The sequence below is a fragment of the Pseudocolwellia sp. G5-9 genome (assembly GCF_055808995.1).
In genome coordinates, this window is sequence record NZ_CM147893.1 from 1,223,658 (window position 1) to 1,247,344 (window position 23,687).

Here is a 23,687-nt window from a genome sequence, read left to right on the forward strand (position 1 = left end):
TCCATGACAAAAGTAACAACAAAGTTCACTCACACGTTAACCACAAAAGAACAATTAAATTTTTTAATTACCAACCGTATTCCAAGACGTTGGTTAACACAATTTATGGGGTGGTACAGTAAAATAGAAAACCCCATATTAACTAAAGTATCTATCGCGCTTTGGGCTGCTTTTTCCGACGACTTACAATTAAATGACGCAAAAAAGCAACGATTTAAAAGCCTACAAGACTGCTTTACGCGCGAGTTGAAAGACGGCTTACGCCCAATAGATTCTGACGAAAACATAGTCACCAGTCCTTGCGATGCCATTGTTGGCGCATGTGGAAATATTGAAGGCACTAAGGTGTTTCAAGCAAAAGGCTTTCCGTACGAATTAAATGACCTAATACCTGACTTTCATTTAATTAATAAATACCGTGACGGAAAATTTATCACTCTTAGGCTTAAATCAAGCATGTATCACCGTTTTCATGCCCCCGTAGATTGCTCAGTTAAAAAGGTGAATTACATTTCAGGCGATACATGGAATGTGAACCCTATTGCATTAAAGCGTGTTGAAAACCTATTTTGTAAAAACGAACGCGCCGTTATAGAACTTAAAACAGACGATCCAGATAACAGCATAACTTTAGTACCTGTTGCTGCAATTTTAGTGGCCTGCATGAAATTTAACTTCTTACCTAAACCCTTAGACATTAAATACAAAGGGCCTAATTACATTCATTGTAATGCTCGTTTTAGTAAAGGCGACGAAATGGGATATTTTCAACACGGCTCAACCATTATTTTATTCGCCACAAAAAACTATACGTTTTGTGAAGGCATAGAAAATGGGCAACGTGTAAATATGGGACAAGCCTTGTTAAGTGGCCACAAAATGTCTGACACAAAAAATAAAGGAAATAACTCAACAGAAAACACTAAAACAACGGCAAGTGCAGTAACACAGTAAAGCTTTAAAACAACACATTGCATTAAAAACATAAACTAACTTTATTCACTTACTTTATAAATGGGAAACTTATGAAATTTTACGACGAACTACAAAAACAACGCTGGGATGATCACCGTTTTTATCACCACAACCGCATCAACCAGTTTTTACATTTGCTAAGCGCTTGTTGTTTTTTAGCAAGTTACGTATTGGTATTTTACTACCCTGCCGCCGCCGCTTTAGTAGGTTGGTTACTGGCAATGACACTTCGTCAAACAGGCCATTTCTTTTTTGAACCTAAAACCTACGACCAAGTAAACCAAGCCACGCACGAACATAAAGAAAGTGTAAAAGTCGGCTACAACTTACAACGTAAAGTCGTGCTACTTTCTATCTGGGCCTTAATTCCTGTTATTTTATTTTTCGAACCGTCATTTTTCGGCATGATGCAAGAACACACCGAAGTAATGGGCTTCATCAACAACATGGCAATGATTTGGTTAGTAGTAGGTTTTGGTGCCGTAATATTTAGAACCGTACACCTATTTAAATTAATGGGCGTTCAATCAGGTTTGGTATGGTTTACTAAAATTTTAACAGACCCATTTCATGATATAAAAATTTACCACAAATCGGTTTATCATCTAATGAAAGGTGAAATGTACGACGACATGACTGACTGGTATGAAGAAACGCCAAAGGCAAGTTAAGCGTTAATTAATTCAATAGTTAAAACATATGAAAAAGTAGAGTGTACTTTTAACAGGCCCTGTAACGCTTTACTTTTTCTCATTAAACACCTCACAATCAGCATACTGTTTTTTTAATCGTAATAAATAATTATCTAAACTTACCTTAGGGTTAGGCGTTATCACCACGTCATCTACGTTTAATTTTTGTATGCGATCTAATCTAAATTCACGATAGTTTTCCCGTAATAAACACCATGATATTAAGGTCCATTTTTGCCCCCAAAACACTAAACCTAAAGGTTGAATACTGCGAGTAGAATGTTCGCCATCGGCTCTTATGTAATCAATGGTTAAACCAAAATTTTGCTTTATAGCTTTACGAATAGTAAGCGAATAATCAGATGCTGATGAATCAAGAAAATAAGACGGAACTAATAAGCTATTTTCAACGTTCGTTTGTTTTAGGCGTTCAGGTAACACCGCTTCAATTTTCAGCCTTGCTTGTTCAGCTGCAATGGCAAGGTCTTTATCGGTCCACCCTTTCACCATTTTTAAACCTAGCTGTACAGCTAATAGTTGTTCTGCGGTAAACATAATAGGTGGAATTTCAAAACCAGGTTGAAGCCGATAACCAACGCCAGCTTCACCTTCAATAGGAAAGCCCGTATCAAGCAACACCTGAATATCGCGATAAATAGTTCGCTCAGAGGTTTCAACAACTTCAGCAAGTTGACGCGCTGTAATAACAGTGCGTCGTCCTTTTAGTAGCGTTATTATTTTTAATAATCGATCGGCTTTAGCCACAGTTTTCAGCTTCAGTACACGTTGAATACAGAATATCGCCTAGCTGCATGCTCGTCGACTCTTTTTCAATAATATCCATCAGCTTTTTACAGGTAGGAGATTGCATAAAAATTTCACCTGCCTTTTTTTGTACTTCTCTATTTTGCCAATAAATAACATCAGTCCATGTATTAGTCGTTTCATCAACAGATAACGAACGATATTCAAAGCCCTCAATTTTTTCTATTTCTTTTAAAGCTAATTTATTTACTGCAACCACTTCATCATGGCTTACACCCGCTTTTGGTTTAAATGTAATAATTTCGACAACTTGCATAATACTTCCTTTATTTTAATTTAAATTTGATTAAGTTCGTAAATAAATATCAATCCGACTAATCGTTTGATATTTACGAGTTGTATTATGAGATAGGGCTCCTGACAAAACCTGTCAGCAGTGTTTTTATTTTTTACTAAAGCATTAACTTCAAAATATGTAAGCGCTGATTAATAATTAAAAAATAAAGATAAAAACATAGTAATAACCAGAAAAATAAAAAATAACATACTTTACTTTTAGTAATAGACAGAGGTTATATTCTAGTTTATATTTTATTTACACTCGTTTTGGGTTTAAATAAACACTAAATCGAACGTGTCGATAAATCACGGAAAATAACACAAATAATTGGCAAGTTAACCATCGTTCGTACCGCGATAATTTTAGCCAACATATTTTAGCTTTCTAACTAGGTGAATATATGAGTAAGCAATCGAGTATAAATATTCAAGTCCTTGATGGTAGTGATAGTGTTGCTAGTGAGCTTGAAGTTGAGTTATTAAAATCATTAGGTGAGGTATTACTTCAATCAAATAATTCGAGCTTTGTTTTAGCTATTAAAGATTCGATGACGTAATGAGCATAAAGTAAAATAGAACGTTAGCCTTTATTCATAATAATTTCTATTGCTTCTACAACCTCTTCTGATTTTTTTAGGTTTAATCCATCTGGGTGTGGCTGAGAAAACTGCCCACTATCGTTATCAAAATATTGACCTGAATGTTGGGAAACACTTTCTTCTAGTGCCATACGTTTCAATATTTCCGCGCCAATACTTAAATCTTGTCCTTCAACACCAAATCCCTCTTTTACCATTTTTGAGGCGAGTAAAGATCCAGGGTTAACGGCAATAATTGTAGGTCCTTTTTCGCCAAATTTTTCGGCAAGTACTTTACTCCACATGGTAATAGCCAATTTGCTTTGAGCATAAGCTTCCATATCACTCAGTTTTACTTTTCCAAGTAATGCCAGGATATTTACAGGCGATTGAGCGGCCGAAGAAAGGTTGATAATTCGCCCTGAATTCCCAAGTAAATGTAAAAGTTCTTGCGCCAAGATATATGGCGAAACAGTATTAACTACAAATCGTACATCTAATCCTTCAGGTGTCATTGAGTTATTTGACTTAAATACCCCCGCATTATTGATAAGTACATCAAGATTTTTATGTTCATTCTTAATATTATTGACAAGTTTTGTGACATCTGAAAAGACAGAAAAATCCGCTAAATAACCCTTGATGCTTCCTGCATTTGGTATTGCAGCCAATAGGTTCTTAACTGAGTTTAACTTTTCAACATTACGTCCATGTATTAATAAATCATGCCCATTAGACGCTAAAAGTTTCGCAGCCTCTAAGCCAATGCCGTCAGTTGCACCCGTGATTAGGATTGTTTTTTTCATGTTGTTTTCCCTTAAAATAGTAACAAGTTACGCAGTGAAATTAGGTAGTACTTCATCCGCAATACGTTTTAACGTTGCGGAAATATTCAATTGATTAAATCGTAAGTTAAGTGCAACGTGATTAACACCTATGTTTTCTAACGAGGTTAAATAGGTGATAAGGTGACGAGTTCCAATCCTAAAACCTAAATGAATAGGTGTTGGGGGAAAGTCTGGATCATCAGCCAAATCAAGATAAAGTGGCTGCATTACGGGTTGAGCCGTTCTTCCTGCCTCTTTCACTTTTTGTTGCCAACTATTAATAACATGAGACTGATCTTCAAGCTTTCTTGGGTAAGTCATCCAACCATAACTATTTTCAGCAATCCAACTCATATTTTGTTGGCTACTTCCCGTAACAATTAAAGGAAGCTTTTTTGACAGTGGTTTAGGTAACATATTCATGCTGCCATTAAGCTGTCCATAATGATTATCAAACTGTGGTTTGTCTTGCCACATTTGGTTTATGTAAGTAAAACTTTCTCGAAAACGATAACCACGATCGTCAAACGATTCATTCAATGCGGGATATTCTTCTGGCCTATCACCAGAGGCAACACCTAAAACTAATCGTCCTTTTGAAAATACATCGGCACTTGCTGCGGCCTTAGCCACATGAACTGGATGCCTGATAGGTAATACAATGCTTGATACACCAAGGGTAATGTTAGTCGTTATACCTGATAACAGACCCAAATAAACAAAAGGGTCGAATATTTGTCCTGCGTCACCAAATGTAGGTACGTCGAAAGGAACATCTCGTAACCATATTGAAGCAAACCCTAAGCTTTCAGCGAGCTGTATACGTTCAATATGATCTTCCATTGTAGGCACATTGCTATCAGCGTAATTTTCTATCGGAATGACTAAACCAATACTTAATCGGTTAGGTTTGAAAATACGATTATAACCTCGATTTACCGAGTCAAAATCCATTTGTTCTATTGAGGACTGCATTTAAAACTCCACTTTTATTCATTTTTTCGCCTGTTTACCGAAATAAAATACGCCAGAATTAAATGGTTAATTTATTCAATTCTGACGAATAATAACTTAGGCTAAGCATCAACGCTTTCAATAAGAAAATGATGACTAATCGAGCCTGCAGTACGTGCTTTCAGGTGAGGAGCATATTCAGGATCTTCCATAAAGGCTATTGCTGACTCTTTCGACGGCCACTCAATAATAACGCGAAGCGCTGCATTGTCGCCTTCACCCTCTAAGCGTTCATGGTTTGCTGTTCGCGCAATATACTTGCCACCGTGTTTAGTGACTATGGCATTAGTTGGAGCAACATAAACAGGTATCCAATCTTCATCGGTTGGTGTTACTTCTATCATTGAATAATAAGTCATCATTTTTCCTAATGTTTTTTATATTAAGGCTCTCTGGCAACCCCACCAAAGGGCTTTAACCAATATGTTCAAATGTTGAATTTAAGATAATAGCTCCTTAAATTTCTACAACCACTTTACCCATGCCTTGGCCACTTGAAAGGCGATCGTGTGCTTTACCAGCCTCTTCTAAACTAAAGCTTTGCTCATCTAACACTGGACGCAAAGCCCCAGCTTCAGCTATTTCAGTTAATGTATTAAGAATGTGAGCATGGGCTTCACGTTTATAGTTATGCAACATAGGAATCAACATAAAAACAACATGCAATGAAAGTCCTTTGAAATGTGCCACACTTAAATCTAATTCCACCATAGCAACCGTTGAGGCAACTTGCCCATTTAACGATGCTGCGTTAAATGAATTTGTCATGTTTTCGCCACCAACAGAGTCAAATACCACATCAAAACCATTACCTGCGGTATATTTAGCAACGTACTCTTCAACTGTTTCACTTTTGTAATTAATGCCTTTTGCGCCAAGATCTTCAATTAATGCTAGTTGTTTGTCACCACCACCGGTAGCAAAAACATTAGCACCCATATAGTTAGCCAGTTGTATAGCAATATGCCCAACACCTCCTGAGCCACCATGTACTAATACATTTTGGCCTTTGCTTGTATTTGAACGCGTTAATCCTTCGTAAGCGGTAATGCCTACTAATGGAATTGCAGCTGCTTCTCGCATGGTTAAATTTTTTGCTTTTCTAGCGATTAAATTAGCATCAGCCACTATGTATTCTGTTAAGGTCCCAGGTAAATCGGCTAACCCACCAGCACAACCATAGACTTCATCCCCAACTGAAAACTGAGTAATACCTTCGCCTACAGCTTCAACGATTCCCGCAAAGTCCATTCCTAAGACTGCGGGTAATGGTGGTGCAAGTGGTAAATCATTACCCATTAGACGTATCATGGTATCTACAGTGTTTACACTGCTCGCTTTAATATTAACTAAAACATGGCCCGCTTTAATTTCAGGCTTTGCTATCTCTGCTACTTCAAATACTTCTGAACTGCCAAAACTTTTTATAATCATTGCTTTCATGAGATTTTCCTTGTTGGATACGTCATTTATTTATAGGTGTTATTTAATGAGGTAAGTATATTTACTATTGGTTGCTTTGATAATAGACTTGAATAAAGAATCACTTTATAGTTTTTATTGATAATAATGAATATTGAACATCTTAAACTTTTTATTAGAATTGCAGCGACACATAACATTAGCTTAGCGGGAAGCGAGTTAAGGTTATCTCCCGCAGTAGCTAGTTCTCATATCAATAAATTAGAAGCAGGGTTAGGTGTTAGATTAATTCATCGAACGACTCGAAAAGTATCACTGACGGAAGAAGGGGAAGCCTTTCTTCCACACGCAGAAGATGTGATCTCTAGCATTGAAGCAGCACGAGCTTCAGTCGGTGCGGGTAACGCATTCCCCAGAGGAACATTACGCGTTGCTGCGCCTGCTTCTTTTGGACGAATGCATATATTGCCTGCACTAACAAAATTTCTAACGTTATACCCTGACTTAAATGTTGATTTAAAACTCTCAGATACCATTGTTGACCTAGTTGAAGGTGGGTTTGATATTGCTATTCGTAATTCTGAATTGAAGGATTCGAGTTTAATTGCGCGAAAATTAGCGCCCGACAACCGAATTTTGTGTGTATCGCCCACTTATTTAGCAAAAAATGACGAGCCAAAATTTCCAGAAGAATTGAATCTTCATCAATGTATTACATTAATGGGATTGGATGACTGGGCCTTTCATACCCCAAATGGACAAGTGAATATTAAAGTTAAAGGTAATTTAAGAACCGACAATGGGGAAGCTGTAAGAGATGCTTGTATTAATGGTTTAGGTATTACCATAAGCTCTAAATGGAGTGTTTATAAACACCTACAGAATGGAGAACTCATCCAAATACTTAACGAATATCCTCTTGCTAGCGATACGGCTATTTGGGCTGTTTATCCTAGTTCTAGGCTACTTGCCCCAAAAGTTAGAGCCTTTATCGATTACTTTACTGAATATTTTGGGAATACCCCTTACTGGGAATAAGTTATTTATAAGTATTTCCCTTCAATTTAGAGAGAACTAATCGAAGGGAGGTAAAGCACCGACCAAGATCGTATGCATTAAAGATGTATTAATCTTCTTAACTGACTAGCATTAGTGCTAGGGCGTGTTGAACTTTACTGTATAAAAAGTAGACGGAATGAAGATGAGGTATAATTGAATTCGCCAAGAAAACTTTATGCCAAACCTACATGCCTAGATTAATGTTAACAGATGAGACGTGGAATGTCCTATCCAGAGCTATGCACCTCAGTGGTCGGATTTATACTAAACCAGAATATAGAAAAACGCTTTAAGCCATACTTTATAAGATGCGAACAGGTATTCTATGGAGAGACCTTCCACCTTATTTTGGCGCATGGAGTGCCATTTATAGGCCAACACCATTCAGCGAAAACATGCTTAACTGAATGGTGTTGCCACAAAGGCGGCTTTGTTGACTATCAAGATGAAGGTAGCTCAACGTCTAATGAACACTAAAAACAGCTCGAAAACCCATTGATGTTAATGTCCGCTTTCGCATCAGGCTGTGTGAAAACTCCCAGCGTAAATTTTTTATGTCACGCTACGTAAATTAATAAGTAATTTGGCACCAAACTTACAACATGATTTAATCTACAGAGTCTTTTCTCTCTGATATTATTGAATTATGCCAATTAAAAATAGTTTTCACACAGTCTGATATCTAAGCAGACTATTTATTTTGATAAATTTACACCTAAATTAAGACCGTTTTGTAGCATAAGTGATCTTACAAAGACAACATTTAACTATCATCTATGAACTTGAAGTAGGCATTAGGATTAGCGAGTCAACGCATAAAGTGACCATAGCAATTGGGTGGTACAACTTATGTAATTTTCCACTAAAGACGCTGGTTGTTTAGTTGATTAAGTTCGTAAATGAATATCAATCCGACTAATCGTTTGATGTTCACGTGTTGTACTATTCAACAAGCCTACTAACAAAACCTGCCAGTAGGCTTTATTAACTACAAAACAACATTAATCTCATTGATGTTTTTAGCTGAAGAAATTACTATGCACCCGCCCCTCTTTATAAACAATGCTCCTCTGGTAACTATGAATAAACAAGATAAAAAATTTGAGAAAGAATTAATTAAAGCCCTTACGATATGCTGTGAAGAATTTAAAACTATGGTTAGCGGTTTTGAATGGCTGACTCACACCGTTAATTTTTCAAACATTGCTCAAAGTATAAAAATTATTTGCGTGTTTAAAGATAGTGCCACGTTAGAAGATGCAAAAGAAAAAGACGAATTAACGCATATGACTCATTCACTAATAGCCTGTTTAAACAACTTAGGTATTAGTATTAAAAAGCCAGCCCAACATATTCGTTTTGATAGCGAAGAAAATATGAAGTAATAACCGTTTAATAATAAATAACCGTAGCAATTAACCACAAGTTCGCGACTTTAATTGCTAAAACACATAATGCCATCATCAAGCTTGATATTTAAAATAACAAGTGTATATATAAAACAAAAGAAAAGCTGATATAATAACGCCTTTACAAAAGGCCGTACTACTTTCCCTATTTAATAGCAATTTGATCATGGGTTGTATGACTATAGTGTACTTATTACAGAATAATTACATATCAATCACTTTGCCTTTTCTAAAAAATTAATCGTTATCAAACTCCCTAAAAAACGAATTTAATAAAGTATTCTATGTATCAAGGACTAAAAATGAATATAAAAATAAAATCGCCTACTCTTATCTGCCTAGCAGTAAGCGCTTCAATATTAGGTATTTCCGCTTGTAATAATGTATTACCGCCAGCACATCAATCTACAACAAGCATAAACAAAGAAACTAATAATTTAGTTACTCAACCAATTCTTATTAATAATCAAAAAGACTTTTCAACCCTTTACCAAGTAAATGGTTCATTAATTAAAAAAATAATTATTAATGTTAGTGTAGATAAAAATTATGGAAGTTTAAGTTTATATGCAAATAACAAACTACTTGTTGATAACCTTGATATACCTTCACAAGGTTCACATACTTTAAATGCTTTAGTTATTTTTGATCAAAAAGGTGAGCAAAATTTACGTTTTTCAGGTCGTAGTAATAATATAACAATCAACAGTATCCACTTTGAAGATATAGATAATTTATCTTTACCTCAATTCACTGATATTTCAAAAGAATTAAGCTTTGAAACAGAAAAAACTTACAAGTATGGTGGCCCATCAATTGGTGATTACGATAATGATGGTGATTACGATTTCGCACTAAATAATCATAATCATATCCCTACTCAATTAGTAACAAATAATGGCGATTCGGTTGATATAAAAAGATTATTCCCTGGACCATTAGATTTTCATGGTTCAGCTTTTGGTGATTATGACAACGATGGTGATTTAGATTTAATGGTAGCCTTAGGTGGCGCTAATGGAACTAGCCCAACATCATACTCCTTATTCAAAAACGACAACGGTGAATTTAAAAATGTTTCTGTTGATGTAGGCATTACAACACCAGCTAGGGGGCGTTCACCACGTTGGATAGATTTAGATCTTGATGGTGATTTAGATGTAGCTCTATTTAACGCAAAAACACCCAATTATGACGGTCCAGAACAATTATTTTTCACTAATAATGGTGATGGCACTTTTAAAAAAATCAATATTGCAGGCTTAGAAGATGCTTACTCGGAACGCGCATTAATTACTGATGTTAACCATGATGGTAAAGACGATGTTTTATTGTTCTCGCCTGCTTCACTATGGATAAATAATGGTGATTTAACCTTTACTGATGCTTCTAAACAGTGGTTACCTGACTCTATCAGAGGAAAAGATGGCATTATTGCCTCTGCTAACCTTGATGTAAATAATGACGGCTTATTAGATCTTTATTTTGCTCGTGGTAAAACACATTATCAAATATCAAGAAAATCAATTGATTTTGATCCGAAAAAAGAAAAATTAGATATACGAGATGATGGTGAAACGGGTACAACAGTTATCAATTTTGATGCCAAAGGAAACGTTAAATTATCAGACTTAGAGCTGACCTATCGTCAGTATAATGGTGGTTACGCCATATTCTTAGGCGAAAATAAACAACGTAAAATAGTGAAAGCAAAAGGCTTTCAAGTTAGCCAACTACCAAAAGAAATGAAAACAGCAGATGATTTTTTAGACATATCAGCTGCTAGCGCACAAGGATGGCCAACAGAACGTAAAGAAAATGGTTTGTATATTGGGCACATTGGTAATGGAAAATGGAAAGCCGAATGGGTTAGAACACAAAACGTTTACTGGACTGTTACCTTCTCATTAACCGGTTTGACTGATATTGACTACGACTGGAAGCCGAATAACCGTAACGAGAAAGACGTATTATTAATAAACCAAGGCGATACTTTTACTGATGCACCAGCCAGCTGGAACCTACCACAAGGTGGTGACCATTGGGGAGTTACCCATGGTGATTTAAATAATGATGGCTTTGAAGACATTTTCTTATATCGCTATGGTTTTTTAAAAGAAAGAATAGCCGATTTAGCCTTAATTAATACCGGTAATAACTCTTTTGAAACTCTCACCTACCACGGAGCTAAAGATCCAAATGATCCGGGTCATGGCGACATGGGACAAGCATTTGACTTTGACTTAGACGGTAAGCTTGATTTATTAAATGGCAGTGAAGAAGAAGGTCACTGGTATTTATATAAAAACAATACACCTGATATAGGGAACTATGTATTAATTGATGTGGGTTATAGCCCTAAGCAAAATGTAGATCCATACTCTGCGGTTGTAAAAATAACAACAGCCTCAGGTAAACAACTGACCAAACGAATTGGTTCAGCCGGAGAATCATTCTCTCAAAGCTTACTAAGTAAAGTACATTTTGGTTTAGCTGATGAAAAACAAATTAAAAACATCAGCATACAATGGCGTAATGGTGAAATAGTTACTCTAAACGACGTAAAAGCCAATGCTTTATATTCAAGTAAGAATGGTAAAACAATAAAATAAAATATGCTCATTATCCCTGAAGATGCATAGGTAAGAATACTTGAGCGATATCAATTCAAAGTAATTTTTTATACTAAGTTGAATGCTAAATTAATCAACTTAGCTTTATAAAAATTCAATAAAGAATTGATTTTGCTCGAGTAATTTTTATATCGTCTTTATCCCCTCATATAAAATACCCATTACATAAAGCTTCAAGCTAAAAGATCAGTACCCTCTAAATTATTTATGATATTATTTACCTGATAATTTATATATAAATCACATATTTTATATAGATTACTTTGTATCATGCATCTTGCTACTATCAATAATCCTTTAATAAAAATAATTTAATAAGTTAGGTAAAAATGAAGATTACTCATCAAATAAAATTAACACTTATCACCCTATGTTGTACTTTTTCAACAATATCAGCAGCACAAAATAAACAGCCTAATATTGTTATTATTATGGCTGACGATCTGGGTTTAGGTGATGTTAGTGCTTTTCATCGACAATACAGTGATAAACCTGTTGTAGCTGAAACCCCTACTATTGATAGCTTAGCAGCACAAGGTATGTCATTTACTGATGCTCATTCGCCTACGGCTTTATGTGCTCCAACGCGCTACTCAGTAATGAGTGGTAATTCAACCTACCGTGGATACCAACCATGGGGAGTATGGAGCACATTCGATAAAACCGCTATTACCGATGATGATGCAACTATTGGCCGTGTAGGGAAACAAGCAGGTTACACCACTGGCTTTATCGGCAAGTGGCATATGGGAGGAACCTTTAATAGAAAAGACGGTACTCAACATAGCGGTGCAAAAGGTGGCCCTAAAACTAAAGTGGTTGACGTAAGCCGTTGGATTGCAGGAAATCCTAAAGAAATAGGCTTTGATTACGACTTTACGGTTCCTTCTGGTGTTCAAGGCCCTATGTATTTGGCTTATGAAAATTCAGTATGGTATCCACTTAACAAAGATTCAAAAATTGCTTATGTAGATGAAAATAGCGCATTAGACAAAAAGTTTGTTTCAGATAAAGGCCCTGGAATGGGAGAAAGCCACTGGGATGCTCGTAAACTTAATATGTTATTAGCAGAAAAAGCCACTGACTTTATAAAGCGTAATGCAGGAAAAAAACCTTTTCTATTAAACTACTGGAGCCCTGCTGTACATATACCGCATACACCCCCTCAAGAAATTAACGGTATTAAAATAGCAGGCACAACCCCAACAAATCACTTAGACATGAACCGTGTTCTTGATATTGAAGTGGCACAAATCATTCAAACGTTAAAAGATACAAATCAGTATGATAATACATTGATTATATTTACTTCTGATAATGGTGGTATAGGTAATCCATTTGAACAAAAAGCAGGTCATTTTTCATCAGGCCCTTACAGCGGAAGAAAAAACTCCGCTCTAGAAGGTGGACACCGAGTACCATTTATTGCTGTATGGCCTAACAAAATAAAAGCAGGTTCAGTAAATAACACTTTAGTTAACGGCACCGATATTGTTGCAACGATTGCTGCATTAACCCAAGTAAAATTAAACGAGAAGCAAGCGAAAGATTCATGGAATTTATTACCAACACTTTTAGGGCAACCTTTCCAAGAACGTAAACTATTAATGCAACAAGCAGGTAGTAATAAAGAGCTTATGATGAGAGAAGGCGATTGGAAAATTATCATTCAAACAAACAGAAACGTAACCGAACGTAAAATACATGCTTTGTATAATTTAAAAGATGACCCTCAAGAAAAAAATAACTTAGTAAATAAATCGGCTTATAAAGAACGTGTAACAGCCATGTTTAATAAATATTGGCAAATTAGAGACTCAGGTAAACGTACTGCACCTGTACTTTAAACAACCACTATAAACGTCCACTAAAAAGGCTTTTGTATAATCAAAAGCCTTTATCTAATAGCAATAAAAATGCATATTGCGAGTACTTATATTTCATAAAATTCATACGGCATTATTTATCAACAAGTCTAAAATACGATTGAAATTATCCCTCAACCAACAAATCTAAAAATTTTCTAACTTTAGGCGATAGGTGTTTTCTGCTAGGATATAGCGCGTAAATATCAATATTAACCTGCTTAAAATCTTCAAACAAAACAACCACTTTGTTTTCTTTCAGCTCTTTTTCCATATAAAACTCAGGTAAACGACTTATACCTTTATTTTGTAATACCATAGCCAATTCCATTTCAGCGTTATTACACAATATAGTGGCAGGCACATCAACTTGAACAACCTCCCCGCTTAGGGTTTCAAATTTCCATTTAGTCGGGTTTTTAAGGTTGCTGTAGCTAAGACACTTATGTGTTGATAAATCTTCTGGTTTTCGTGGTGTTCCGTGTAGCTTTAAATATTGAGGAGAGGCAACCGTATACGCTTTATAAGTTGCTATTTTTTTACAGACTAAACTTGAGTCTTCTAAATATTGCGTTGCCCTTATGGCAAGGTCATAACCTTCTTGAATAACATCAACTTTACGGTCGTTAAAATCAAGATTTAATTTAACATCAGGATACAACCTTGAATATTCCATAAGAGAAGACTGTAAATGAGTCATCCCGTATCCTATAGGACAACTTATTTTAAGCACACCTTTCGGTTCAATATTCGCTTGATTAATAATACCTAAAGCTTGCTCAGCATCTATGATCATTTGCTCACATTGTTGATAAAACGCCTGCCCTTCTGGTGTTAAACTTATTTTTCGTGTGGTTCTACTTAATAGTCTTACGCCTAAACGCGATTCTAATTTATTAACTTCTTTACTAATAAATGAGGTTGAATGGCCATTAATAAGTGACGCAGCGGTAAATCCCCCACTGTTTACTACCTGTGTAAATAACACCACGCCATCAAATAAATTAAGATTGTTATTCATGCTTAAACCTATTATTTTCTCATGAGAAAATAATAGCGCTACCACCAATCAATTAAAAGTCATTTGGAAATAATGTTTACACATTAAACCCATTAATCTTTATATAGAAACTATATAGAATAACTTTATAGCAACAAAACTTGTATTTTAAATAATAATTAATCACCTTTTTAACCATATAAATAACCATATTGAAAAGAGAAAATATAATGAAACTATTAGCCTTTGCAGCCAGTAACAGTAAAAATTCTATTAATAAAAAATTAGCAACGTATGCCGCTAATTTAGTTGAAAATGCAGAAATTGAAATTATTGATATAAACGATTATGAAATGCCTATTTTTAGTGAAGACAGAGAAAAAGATCTCGGGCAGCCACAGCAAGCAAAAGACTTCTATCAAAAAATAGGAGAAGCAGACGCTATTATTATTTCTTATGCAGAACACAATGGAACTTATACTGCGGCATTTAAAAACTTATTTGATTGGACTTCAAGAATAAACCAAAAACTTTATCAAAACAAAGCCGTAATTGCTTTAGCGACATCACCAGGTCCAGGAGGCGCAAAAAACGTTTTAAATAGCGCATTAACATCAGCACCACATTTTGAAGCTAATATTGTAGGATCGTTATCGGTACCGAGTTTCTACGATAATTTTGATAGTGAAACAGGAAAATTAACCAACACAGTATTAAATGAAGAATTAATTAGCATAATCAACAAGCTTTAAATCACTTACTTAAGCTTATTGTTTACCTATACCCGTTACTAATCAAGAGGCAAGATTCACTCAGACGTCCTGAAACTACATATTAGGTATGGGTACAAATGAATAGAAAATTAATACTCAATAATTAATTTTTTATTTTTCTCTCTTGTATTTGAGCATTATTCCTGCAGAATAGCGTTTTTTTAACTGCTTTGGATACTTAATGCTCAAAAGACAAAAAGACTTTAGCTCCCTTCTCGCTATTTTAATACTGTCTGGCTTTCTTGTAACAAGTTGGTTAAGTTATCAAGTAGCGAGCAGCTCAATAGAAAAACATATTTCAACTGATTCACTCCCCCTAACTAGCGACAATATTTACTCTGAAATTCAACACGATTTATTTAGACCTATTTTTATTTCGTCACTCATGGCACAAGACACCTTTGTTCGTGATTGGAAATTAAATGGAGAAAATAATCCCGAAAAAGTCGTAAAATATTTAAAAGAAATTCAAACCAAATATCATATTGTAACCAGCTATTTTGTCAGTAATGCAAGTGGCAACTATTACCACCCTAAAGGCATACTTAAAAAAGTATCAAAAAACGATCCGCAAGATAATTGGTATTTCTCCTTTAAAAACACACCTAGCACGCAAGACTATGAAATAAATATCGATCACGACACCGCTGATCCAAATAACATGACGGTTTTTGTCAATTACAAAGTATACGATTATAACAATAATTTTATTGGTGTTACCGGAGTTGGGCTGGCTTTAAATACCGTAAAACAACTCATCGAAAGTTACCAACAACGCTACCAACGTACCGTTTATTTTATTAATAAAATAGGCGATATAACGCTTCATGGTGATAATTTTAAAAACGAGTTACAACTTTCAAAACGACTAAATAACAGTAAACTCGCAGAATTTATTCTCAATACTCCATCCAACTCAATACATTATCAAAATGAAGGTAATAAAATTTATCTTAATAGCCGTTTTATTGAAGAATTTAATTGGTATTTAATTGTAGAACAGGGAGTGCTAGACAGTGAGAAAGAGCTCACCAAAGCTTTTATTATAAATATATTACTCAGTTTACTGGTTACTGCAGGTGTATTAATTATTGCCCATATTGCTTTTAATCGTTATCAAAGTAAATTAGTGATAATGGCGACTATCGACAAGCTATCAGGACTCCTTAACCGACAAGCCTTCGAACCTATTTTATTAAATAATATTGAACAGTGTAAAAGGAAAAAGCAGCCACTCACTTTAGTTTTACTCGATATAGACCACTTTAAAAATATTAATGACACTTACGGACATTTAACGGGTGACAAAGTTATTCAGTATGTTGCTCAAGCGTGTAAGCTTTATATAAGAGAAAGTGATGCTGTGTGTCGATGGGGCGGCGAAGAGTTTATTATTATGCTGGCAGACACATCTATCGAAGGTGCAAAACATACGGCTGAACGCATTCAAGAAAACCTGCTTAACAGTAGTATAGAACCTAAAGTAACTATCAGTTTTGGTATTACTGCCTATAAACCTAAAGAACAATTAGATAGCTTTTTAAACAGAGCAGATAACGCTTTATACCAAGCTAAAAGAAATGGTCGTAACCGTATAGAAATTAACGAGTAACTAACCTCAACTCGGGTTAATGAATGTTAGATAATGAATTAAAATTCTTATTTATCAAAAACCTTAATCTGTATCGTTGTTTTCCTAAGTTATATTAGTCTCTCAACAATGATATTTTTGTGTATAACAAGGCGAATTTTTCTATCTAATAGCTAGCTATTAGTAATAAATTCAACGAAGTTAGGCATAAAAATAGCTTGTTGAGTAACTTTGCTTATCCCTAGTTGAGGTTAACTATTTTTTTATATTTCATTTTGTTAAACATCTTTTAAACTGAGTTCAGGTTAAATAGATTTAGATTTACCCAAAAATAGTAGTTGAATGATTTCTTTCAAACTGGCACTTAGTAACCAGTAACTTAAACGACTTTGTTTCTTTTTAAGTATTCTCATTTCATTTCTTTTATGAATAGCTTTAAGCTGCATGGCTTTTTGCCTTTCTTCTAATTTAATTTGATCCCGTCGTTCTTGCGCTAAATTAGCTCGCTCTGTAAATCGAATTCGGCTCTGAGTAGATATACTCGACAAAATACTGCCACCTACAGTCTTTGTGCCTTTAACTTGAGTTTTAGGTTTTGGTGAACTACACATAAGCTCCTCCGGCTAATATTTTATCTCACCTTAGTAGACCTGATACTTCATAAAAAAAATTCATAATAAGGAAAATAGCAAAACATTCGCTAAAATATTTTGCTAATCGTATTTATCTAATACCATTAAATAAAGCTTAACTTACCTCAACTCGGGTTAATGAATGTTAGCGATTAGTAATAAATTCAACGGAGTTAGGCGTAAAAAAGCTGGTTGAGTAACTTTGCTTATCCCGAGCTTAGCTTGCTTTAGCTCTTAAAATTTGAGCTGCTTTCACCATGTTATGTAATGCCGGTTTGACTTCTTCCCACTGTCTTGTTTTTAAGCCACAATCAGGGTTTACCCATAAACGTTCTGCAGGTATACGCTTTTGTGCTTTTTCAATCAACTCAACCATGTAGTTTTCTGACTGAATATTAGGGGTATGAATATCATATACACCAGGCCCTAGCTCATTTGGATATTTGTATTCGTCAAACACATCTAACAATTCCATGTTAGAACGCGATGTTTCAATAGTAATAACATCAGCATCCATATCAGCAATAGCACCAATAATATCGTTAAATTCCGAATAACACATGTGAGTATGAATTTGCGTTTTATCGCTTACACCATTAGCAGTAATTTTAAATGACTGTATCGCCCAATCTAAATACTGCGACCATTGCGATTGCCTTAAAGGTAGTCCTTCCCTTAATGCTGCTTCATCTATTTGAATAATGTTGATGCCTGCACTTTCTAAATCTAACACTTCGTCTCTTATGGCTAACGCTAATTGTAAGCAAGTAGTTGAACGTGGTTGGTCGTCTCTTACAAAAGACCAATTTAGAATAGTCACGGGCCCTGTCAGCATGCCTTTCATTGGTTTTGTTGATAACGATTGTGCGTATTTAGTCCATTCTACCGTCATGGCTTTAGGTCGTGAAACGTCACCAAAAATAATAGGTGGTTTCACACAACGTGAACCGTAAGACTGAACCCAACCTGCTTCACTAAAGGCATAGCCATCAAGCTGCTCGCCAAAATATTCAACCATATCGTTTCGTTCAGGTTCACCATGCACCAATACATCAAGCCCCAATTCATGTTGAATATCAATACATTGCGATATTTCATTTTTCATAAATTCCGTGTATTGAGCTAGGTTAATTTCACCCTTCTTAAATTGTTGTCTGGTTTTTCTAATATCAGCGGTTTGAGGAAAAGAACCAATGGTTGTGGTTGGGTACAAAGGTAAATTAAAAATAGTGCGTTGTAGTTGGCTACGTTCAGCATAAGCTGACTTTCTTAAAGCAAGCGCTGGTGTAATAGCCGCAACTTTAGCTTTAATAGCTGAATTATTTACTCTGCTTGAAAGCTCTCGACTTTGTATTGCCTGTGCATTTAATGCTAACTCGGTTTGATAAGCATCGCGGCCATTATTTAATACCTGATGTATTAACGATAATTCTTCTAATTTTTGAATCGCAAAAGACAACCAGCTCTTTATCTCAGCATCAAGTTTTACTTCATTTGTTAAATCAACAGGCACATGTAATAAAGAACAAGACGGCGCTACCCATAATCTATTTTGAAGCTTTTTAGCTAATGGTTCTAACCAAGTTAACAGTGCATTAATATCTGTTTTCCAAATATTTCGACCATTAACCACACCTAGAGAAACAACTTTTTCTTCACTGATATTATCAATTAAGCTTTGTACTTCACTTTTTGCGTTAATCGTATCTAAATGCACACCGTCAACAGGTAACTCACAAACTAACGGTAAGTTTTCTTTTAGCTCACCAAAATAGGTAGCGAGTAAAATTTTACTACCGCACTGGCTTAACACTTTGTAAGTGGTATTTATTGCTTGTTGCCAGTTATTGTCTAACTCGGTAACTAATATAGGCTCATCAATTTGCACCCACTCTACGCCTAGTGCAGCAATGTTATTTAATAGCTGTTGATAAACCGGTAAAATTTGTTCAAGTAAGTTTATTTTTTCAGAGTTATCGGTTTCTTTACCTAACCATAAATATGAAACAGGACCTAAAATAACCGGCTTAACCTTATAACCTAACGCTTGTGCTTCTTTAATTTGACTAACTAAGCGTTCGCTATTCAATTCAAAAGTTGTACTACTTGAAAACTCTGGAACTATGTAATGGTAATTTGTATCAAACCATTTGGTCATTTCGCCTGCACTTACACAGCTACAAGCACTATCGTTCGCCGAACGTCCTCGTGCAATTCTAAAATAATTGTCTAACGAATTACCTGCTAAACCTTGTACTCGATCAGGAATATTACCTAATAAAAAGCTGGTATCTAATACTTGATCGTAAAAAGAAAAGTCGCCAACGGGCACATAATCTAAAGCTTCTTGGTTATTCCAATGGGTTTGTCTAAGGGTTAATGCTGTGGTTTCTAAATCAGCTTCTGTTATCTCTTTTTTCCAAAATTTCTCTAATTCAAATTTAAGTTCGCGCTTAGCGCCAATGCGTGAAAAACCAAGATTGTGTAAAATTGCCATGTGTATTATTTCCTTTCATAAATGATATAAGCAAATTGTACGCAAGCTCATTCATGAAAAATAATGATATAAATACATAGTTCTATGAATTAAACTCATGGGTAGGTTTTATAAAAAACAAAACATCATATGATTGAAAGAACACATTTATCAATAATAAGAGAAGTAGACCGATTAGGCACACTAACCGAAGCAGCCAATGCGCTATTCCTAACTCAGTCAGCCTTAAGTCACGCAATTAAAAAATTAGAAGGTCAATTAGGTATTAAAATTTGGTCGAAAGAAGGCCGAAATTTACGACTAACTCAAGCAGGCGAACATATATTATCGTTAGCTAACCGCACCCTTCCACAGCTTGAACATACTGAGCACTTAATCGCACAAATAGCGAAAGGTAAACGCGGTTCATTAAGAATAGGAATGGAGTGTCATCCTTGTTACCAGTGGTTATTAACCGTAGTTTCACCCTATTTAGAACAATGGCCCGATGTCGATTTAGACGTAAAACAACGCTTTCAGTTTGGAGGTTTAGGCGCATTATTCAGCCACGACATAGATGCTTTAGTAACGCCAGATCCGCTCTTCAAAAAAGGCTTAACTTACCTACCCGTTTTTGATTACGAGCTTGTTTTAGTCACTCATAAAGATCATCCATTGGCAAATAAAAGCTTTATAAAACCCCAAGACTTAAATAATGAAACATTAATCACTTATCCCGTAGAAACTGAACGCCTTGATATTTTTAGTAAATTTTTAACCCTTGAGCAATGTAGCCCACATAAACATAAAGTAATTGAAACAACCGACATTATGCTGCAAATGGTAGCCAGTAAACGTGGTGTTTCAGCTCTTCCTGCGTGGCTAGTAAAAGAGTATTCAAAAACATTACCCATCAAAGGTATAAAGCTAGGTAAACACGGAATTGATAAACAAATATTTATAGGCTTACGTGAGAAAGATATTGAAATTGAATATATTCAAAGCTTTATTGATATTGCCAGTCAGCTTAGTGTAGCTAAGTAATACTGACTCCCATCATAGTTTTTGTTTATTCAATAAGGTAAAATCAGTACTGATTTTACCTTTGTACCCATTTGATTAACCGAGTTAAAACATATAATGAAATTATTAAAATCTACCGTGCATCCTGACGTTTCAGACCTTTCAAACTCATGTTTTACACGTAAAGCGGCTCGCGCTATTGTACTTAATGGTGATCAAATACTGCTTTTATATACTCAAAGATATCACGACTATACCTTACCCGGTGGTGGCATTGACGAAGGTGAAAGTAATATAGAAGGTTTGATCAGAGAACTACGTGAAGAAACCGGTGCTCATAATGTTACTGACATTCAGCCCTTTGGTTTATATGAAGAATATCGACCTTGGCATAAAAGCGACTTTGATATAGTGCATATGGAGTCGTATTGCTACGTATGTAACATTGATGATGAATTACGTGCAACAGAGCTAGAAAGCTACGAAATACAAAATGGTATGACTCCCGTTTGGATGAACATTCATCAAGCCATAAAACATAACGAAAAAACGCTCGCTAAAAGCGCTAAAAAAGGTTTATCAATAGTACGTGAAACTTTTTTATTGAAAAAGATAGTAGAAGAGTTGCTTTAAATTCTCAGCTTTCATTACTGAGTAAAATAGCTTAACCAGAGTTCAGGTTAAATACATAATAAGTAGAACAAAATAGCGACAATATTCACCTATCTACTATTCTGCCCTCACTATTTAACCTCAAAATTTACTTGTATGACACTTTAGCTTTGTTTTTCAATCTATCTTTATAAATAGGATATAAATTATAGGTAGGATAAAACTCAGTCGTAAATGCCTTCCAAGCACTTCTCTCAATAGCAAGATTAACTTCATTAAGTTTGTGTGCGGGTACTTCTAACGTAACCACTTGTCCAATGCCCATCATCACATACCAACTTACAACAGAAACGCCTTTTGGCGGAAACTTATCAAAGAAGCCTTGCTCTTTTAAAATCTCTTGAATTTCATCTAAGTTCTTACTGTGATCATGTTTTAAGAAAACCGTTAAAAGAATTGAATCTTTCGGCGGCTTATCAACCTCAGGCTCAGCTAAAGAAGTAAAACTTGTTACAACAAGTATAAAAAACATAAATAATTTAGTCATAAACTTTCCTTTTTAAAATGAACTTTTAAACCTCATTAAGAAGCTAAATAGAATAAGCTAAAGTAAAGATATACATACTAATAGTCAATAAGAATATAACAATAATTAAAGACGTTAATGTAAATAGCCCCAACTCGGGTTAATGAATGTTAGATAATGAATTAAAATTATTATTTATCAAAACTTTAATCTGTATCGTTGTTTTCCTAAGTTATATTAGTCTCTCAACATTGATATTTTTGTGTATAACAAGGCGAATTTTTCTATCTAATAGCTAGTTATTAGTAATAAATTCAACGAAGTTAGGCATAAAAATAGCTTGTTGAGTAACTTTGCTTATCCCGAGCTGAGGTTAAATAGTACTTACGGTGAAGCAGTTATTCGATTGGGTGTTGGCAGAGCGCACAATAAATCGCTGACCCCTGTTGTTAAAATTAATGGAGCTGAAGTCGCTGTTATTGAAGATATTCGAGGTCACGATTTAAAAACACGACCTGAATTTTTTGGTGTACTTGAAATACCCGTAAGCTACGATTTATTAAAAGAAAACAATACTATAACGGTTAACTTTCCTGATACAGGCGGTAACGTGAGTAGTGTAACCATGCAAGTATTTAACATGACTGACGAAGCGGCAAGAACACCACGCTAGTTTATTACCCCCCAACTAAAAACAAAAAAACCTCAATAACATGACATTATTGAGGTTTTTTATTGCGCTAAGTAAAAACAATCAGCGCATCTATTTACTTATCAGCACGGCCCATAAATTTACATTCAGCCGTGTTTACTTTAATTTTATCGCCAGTAGAAATATGCTCAGGTACTTGTACAGTTAAACCGGTTGAAAGCACAGCAGGTTTAGTACGAGCCGTAGCAGAACCACCTTTAATTGATGGGTCAGTTTCAGTGATCACTAATTCAACACTTGCTGGTAAATCGATACCTACAGGCGCATCATCAATTGATATAAGTAACAAACCTTCCGTATCTTCACTAATGAAACGTATTTCGTCAGCAATTGCGTCTGCATTTAGGTTATATGGCGTGTAATCTTCATTGTCCATAAATACATATTGGTCGCCATCAATGTATGAAAACATAACCGGACGACGTGTTAATTCAGCCAATTTAAGCATATCGCTATCTTTAAATGTTTCATCAACTTTATGGCCTGTTACCACATCGTACATACGCATACGGTATAAACTACCACCTGCACGACCTTGCGGAACTGAACGCTCAATATCTTTAATAATGTAAACACCGCCGTTATATTCTATCGCAGTATTCTTTTTAACTTCACTTGCCTTTGGCATGAAAAACTTCCTTAAAATAATGAATGTGAGAAAAATAACATGAACTGGATTTTATGCAAGAATTTATCAGTTAAATGTTTACTTATCTTAAGTTTACTAAGCTAAACTGTAACTAAAAAAATACCGCTAAGCGGAT

General features: G+C 35.1%; 23 protein-coding genes and 1 pseudogene. 13 read left to right on the top strand and 11 right to left on the bottom strand.

The annotated features are described in order from the left end of the window. Window positions 1–3: 3 nt before the first annotated feature. Together asd and AC0L5Q_RS05270 are read left to right on the top strand one after the other, a co-directional pair. Entirely contained in the window at window positions 4–954 is a 951-nt protein-coding gene (asd, locus tag AC0L5Q_RS05265) for an archaetidylserine decarboxylase (RefSeq protein ID WP_473615176.1), read from the top strand. 71 nt (window positions 955–1,025) lie between these two features. Then, entirely contained in the window at window positions 1,026–1,646 is a 621-nt protein-coding gene (locus AC0L5Q_RS05270; RefSeq protein ID WP_473615179.1) for a hypothetical protein, read from the top strand. A gap of 69 nt (window positions 1,647–1,715) precedes the next feature. On the opposite strand, the gene AC0L5Q_RS05275 is transcribed toward AC0L5Q_RS05270, so the two are convergent. Further along, the gene (locus AC0L5Q_RS05275; RefSeq protein WP_473615183.1) at window positions 1,716–2,432 is read right to left on the bottom strand and encodes a helix-turn-helix transcriptional regulator; all 717 of its coding nucleotides are present in this window, start codon (window positions 2,430–2,432) and stop codon (window positions 1,716–1,718) included. After that, a complete protein-coding gene (locus tag AC0L5Q_RS05280; protein ID WP_473615187.1) occupies window positions 2,425–2,748 on the bottom strand; it encodes a hypothetical protein in 324 nt (107 codons plus the stop codon). The genes AC0L5Q_RS05275 and AC0L5Q_RS05280 overlap by 8 nt, the downstream gene beginning before the upstream one ends. Before the next feature lie 424 nt (window positions 2,749–3,172). On the opposite strand from AC0L5Q_RS05280, the gene AC0L5Q_RS05285 reads away from it, so the two are divergent. Further along, on the top strand, window positions 3,173–3,328 hold the full coding sequence (locus tag AC0L5Q_RS05285; protein WP_473615190.1) for a hypothetical protein: 156 nt from the start codon (window positions 3,173–3,175) through the stop codon (window positions 3,326–3,328). A gap of 23 nt (window positions 3,329–3,351) precedes the next feature. On the opposite strand, the gene AC0L5Q_RS05290 is transcribed toward AC0L5Q_RS05285, so the two are convergent. The 4 genes from AC0L5Q_RS05290 to AC0L5Q_RS05305 form a co-directional block, all read right to left on the bottom strand. Continuing rightward, on the bottom strand, window positions 3,352–4,155 hold the full coding sequence (locus tag AC0L5Q_RS05290; protein WP_473615194.1) for an SDR family NAD(P)-dependent oxidoreductase: 804 nt from the start codon (window positions 4,153–4,155) through the stop codon (window positions 3,352–3,354). A gap of 27 nt (window positions 4,156–4,182) precedes the next feature. After that, window positions 4,183–5,151, bottom strand: coding sequence for an LLM class oxidoreductase (locus tag AC0L5Q_RS05295; RefSeq protein WP_473615197.1), 969 nt, complete (start codon window positions 5,149–5,151; stop codon window positions 4,183–4,185). Between the two features lie 101 nt (window positions 5,152–5,252). Then, window positions 5,253–5,552, bottom strand: a complete 300-nt coding sequence (locus AC0L5Q_RS05300) for a DUF1330 domain-containing protein (protein ID WP_473615200.1) — start codon at window positions 5,550–5,552, stop codon at window positions 5,253–5,255. A gap of 94 nt (window positions 5,553–5,646) precedes the next feature. Continuing rightward, window positions 5,647–6,633, bottom strand: coding sequence for a zinc-dependent alcohol dehydrogenase family protein (locus AC0L5Q_RS05305; protein WP_473615203.1), 987 nt, complete (start codon window positions 6,631–6,633; stop codon window positions 5,647–5,649). Window positions 6,634–6,759: 126 nt separating this feature from the next. Here AC0L5Q_RS05305 and AC0L5Q_RS05310 point away from each other — a divergent pair, with 126 nt between their 5' ends. From AC0L5Q_RS05310 to AC0L5Q_RS05330, 5 genes and pseudogenes are all read left to right on the top strand, one after another. Further along, the gene (locus AC0L5Q_RS05310; RefSeq protein WP_473615205.1) at window positions 6,760–7,650 is read left to right on the top strand and encodes a LysR family transcriptional regulator; all 891 of its coding nucleotides are present in this window, start codon (window positions 6,760–6,762) and stop codon (window positions 7,648–7,650) included. Between the two features lie 209 nt (window positions 7,651–7,859). Further along, window positions 7,860–8,045: pseudogene (locus tag AC0L5Q_RS05315) on the top strand (transposase); the annotation flags it as partial. A 705-nt stretch (window positions 8,046–8,750) separates the two neighbouring features. After that, window positions 8,751–9,056: a Fis family transcriptional regulator gene (locus tag AC0L5Q_RS05320; RefSeq protein ID WP_473615209.1), complete on the top strand. Its 306-nt coding sequence runs from the start codon at window positions 8,751–8,753 to the stop codon at window positions 9,054–9,056. 326 nt (window positions 9,057–9,382) lie between these two features. Next, window positions 9,383–11,692, top strand: a complete 2,310-nt coding sequence (locus tag AC0L5Q_RS05325; protein ID WP_473615212.1) for a CRTAC1 family protein — start codon at window positions 9,383–9,385, stop codon at window positions 11,690–11,692. Between the two features lie 350 nt (window positions 11,693–12,042). Next, the gene (locus tag AC0L5Q_RS05330) at window positions 12,043–13,560 is read left to right on the top strand and encodes a sulfatase family protein (protein ID WP_473615216.1); all 1,518 of its coding nucleotides are present in this window, start codon (window positions 12,043–12,045) and stop codon (window positions 13,558–13,560) included. A 145-nt stretch (window positions 13,561–13,705) separates the two neighbouring features. Here the strand turns inward: AC0L5Q_RS05330 and AC0L5Q_RS05335 are convergent, their stop codons facing one another. After that, the gene (locus AC0L5Q_RS05335; RefSeq protein WP_473615220.1) at window positions 13,706–14,599 is read right to left on the bottom strand and encodes a LysR family transcriptional regulator; all 894 of its coding nucleotides are present in this window, start codon (window positions 14,597–14,599) and stop codon (window positions 13,706–13,708) included. Between the two features lie 209 nt (window positions 14,600–14,808). Between AC0L5Q_RS05335 and AC0L5Q_RS05340 the strand changes: the two genes are divergently transcribed. Further along, entirely contained in the window at window positions 14,809–15,330 is a 522-nt protein-coding gene (locus AC0L5Q_RS05340; RefSeq protein WP_473615224.1) for an NADPH-dependent FMN reductase, read from the top strand. 202 nt (window positions 15,331–15,532) lie between these two features. After that, entirely contained in the window at window positions 15,533–16,963 is a 1,431-nt protein-coding gene (locus tag AC0L5Q_RS05345; protein ID WP_473615228.1) for a sensor domain-containing diguanylate cyclase, read from the top strand. Between the two features lie 284 nt (window positions 16,964–17,247). On the opposite strand, the gene AC0L5Q_RS05350 is transcribed toward AC0L5Q_RS05345, so the two are convergent. Beyond that, window positions 17,248–17,553: a hypothetical protein gene (locus tag AC0L5Q_RS05350; protein WP_473615232.1), complete on the bottom strand. Its 306-nt coding sequence runs from the start codon at window positions 17,551–17,553 to the stop codon at window positions 17,248–17,250. Between the two features lie 238 nt (window positions 17,554–17,791). After that, on the bottom strand, window positions 17,792–20,071 hold the full coding sequence (metE, locus tag AC0L5Q_RS05355) for a 5-methyltetrahydropteroyltriglutamate--homocysteine S-methyltransferase (protein ID WP_473615236.1): 2,280 nt from the start codon (window positions 20,069–20,071) through the stop codon (window positions 17,792–17,794). A gap of 129 nt (window positions 20,072–20,200) precedes the next feature. On the opposite strand from metE, the gene AC0L5Q_RS05360 reads away from it, so the two are divergent. Together AC0L5Q_RS05360 and AC0L5Q_RS05365 are read left to right on the top strand one after the other, a co-directional pair. Further along, entirely contained in the window at window positions 20,201–21,094 is an 894-nt protein-coding gene (locus AC0L5Q_RS05360) for a LysR family transcriptional regulator (protein WP_473615240.1), read from the top strand. A 96-nt stretch (window positions 21,095–21,190) separates the two neighbouring features. After that, window positions 21,191–21,706 carry an NUDIX hydrolase gene (locus tag AC0L5Q_RS05365; RefSeq protein WP_473615242.1) on the top strand — a complete coding sequence of 172 codons (516 nt, stop codon included), beginning with the start codon at window positions 21,191–21,193 and terminating at the stop codon, window positions 21,704–21,706. Between the two features lie 127 nt (window positions 21,707–21,833). On the opposite strand, the gene AC0L5Q_RS05370 is transcribed toward AC0L5Q_RS05365, so the two are convergent. Then, on the bottom strand, window positions 21,834–22,232 hold the full coding sequence (locus AC0L5Q_RS05370) for a hypothetical protein (protein WP_473615245.1): 399 nt from the start codon (window positions 22,230–22,232) through the stop codon (window positions 21,834–21,836). 319 nt (window positions 22,233–22,551) lie between these two features. Here AC0L5Q_RS05370 and AC0L5Q_RS05375 point away from each other — a divergent pair, with 319 nt between their 5' ends. Next, window positions 22,552–22,884, top strand: a complete 333-nt coding sequence (locus tag AC0L5Q_RS05375) for a hypothetical protein (protein ID WP_473615248.1) — start codon at window positions 22,552–22,554, stop codon at window positions 22,882–22,884. A 94-nt stretch (window positions 22,885–22,978) separates the two neighbouring features. Here AC0L5Q_RS05375 and efpL read toward each other — a convergent pair whose 3' ends face one another. Continuing rightward, window positions 22,979–23,551, bottom strand: coding sequence for an elongation factor P-like protein EfpL (gene efpL, locus AC0L5Q_RS05380; protein ID WP_473615251.1), 573 nt, complete (start codon window positions 23,549–23,551; stop codon window positions 22,979–22,981). Between the last annotated feature and the right edge of the window lie 136 nt (window positions 23,552–23,687).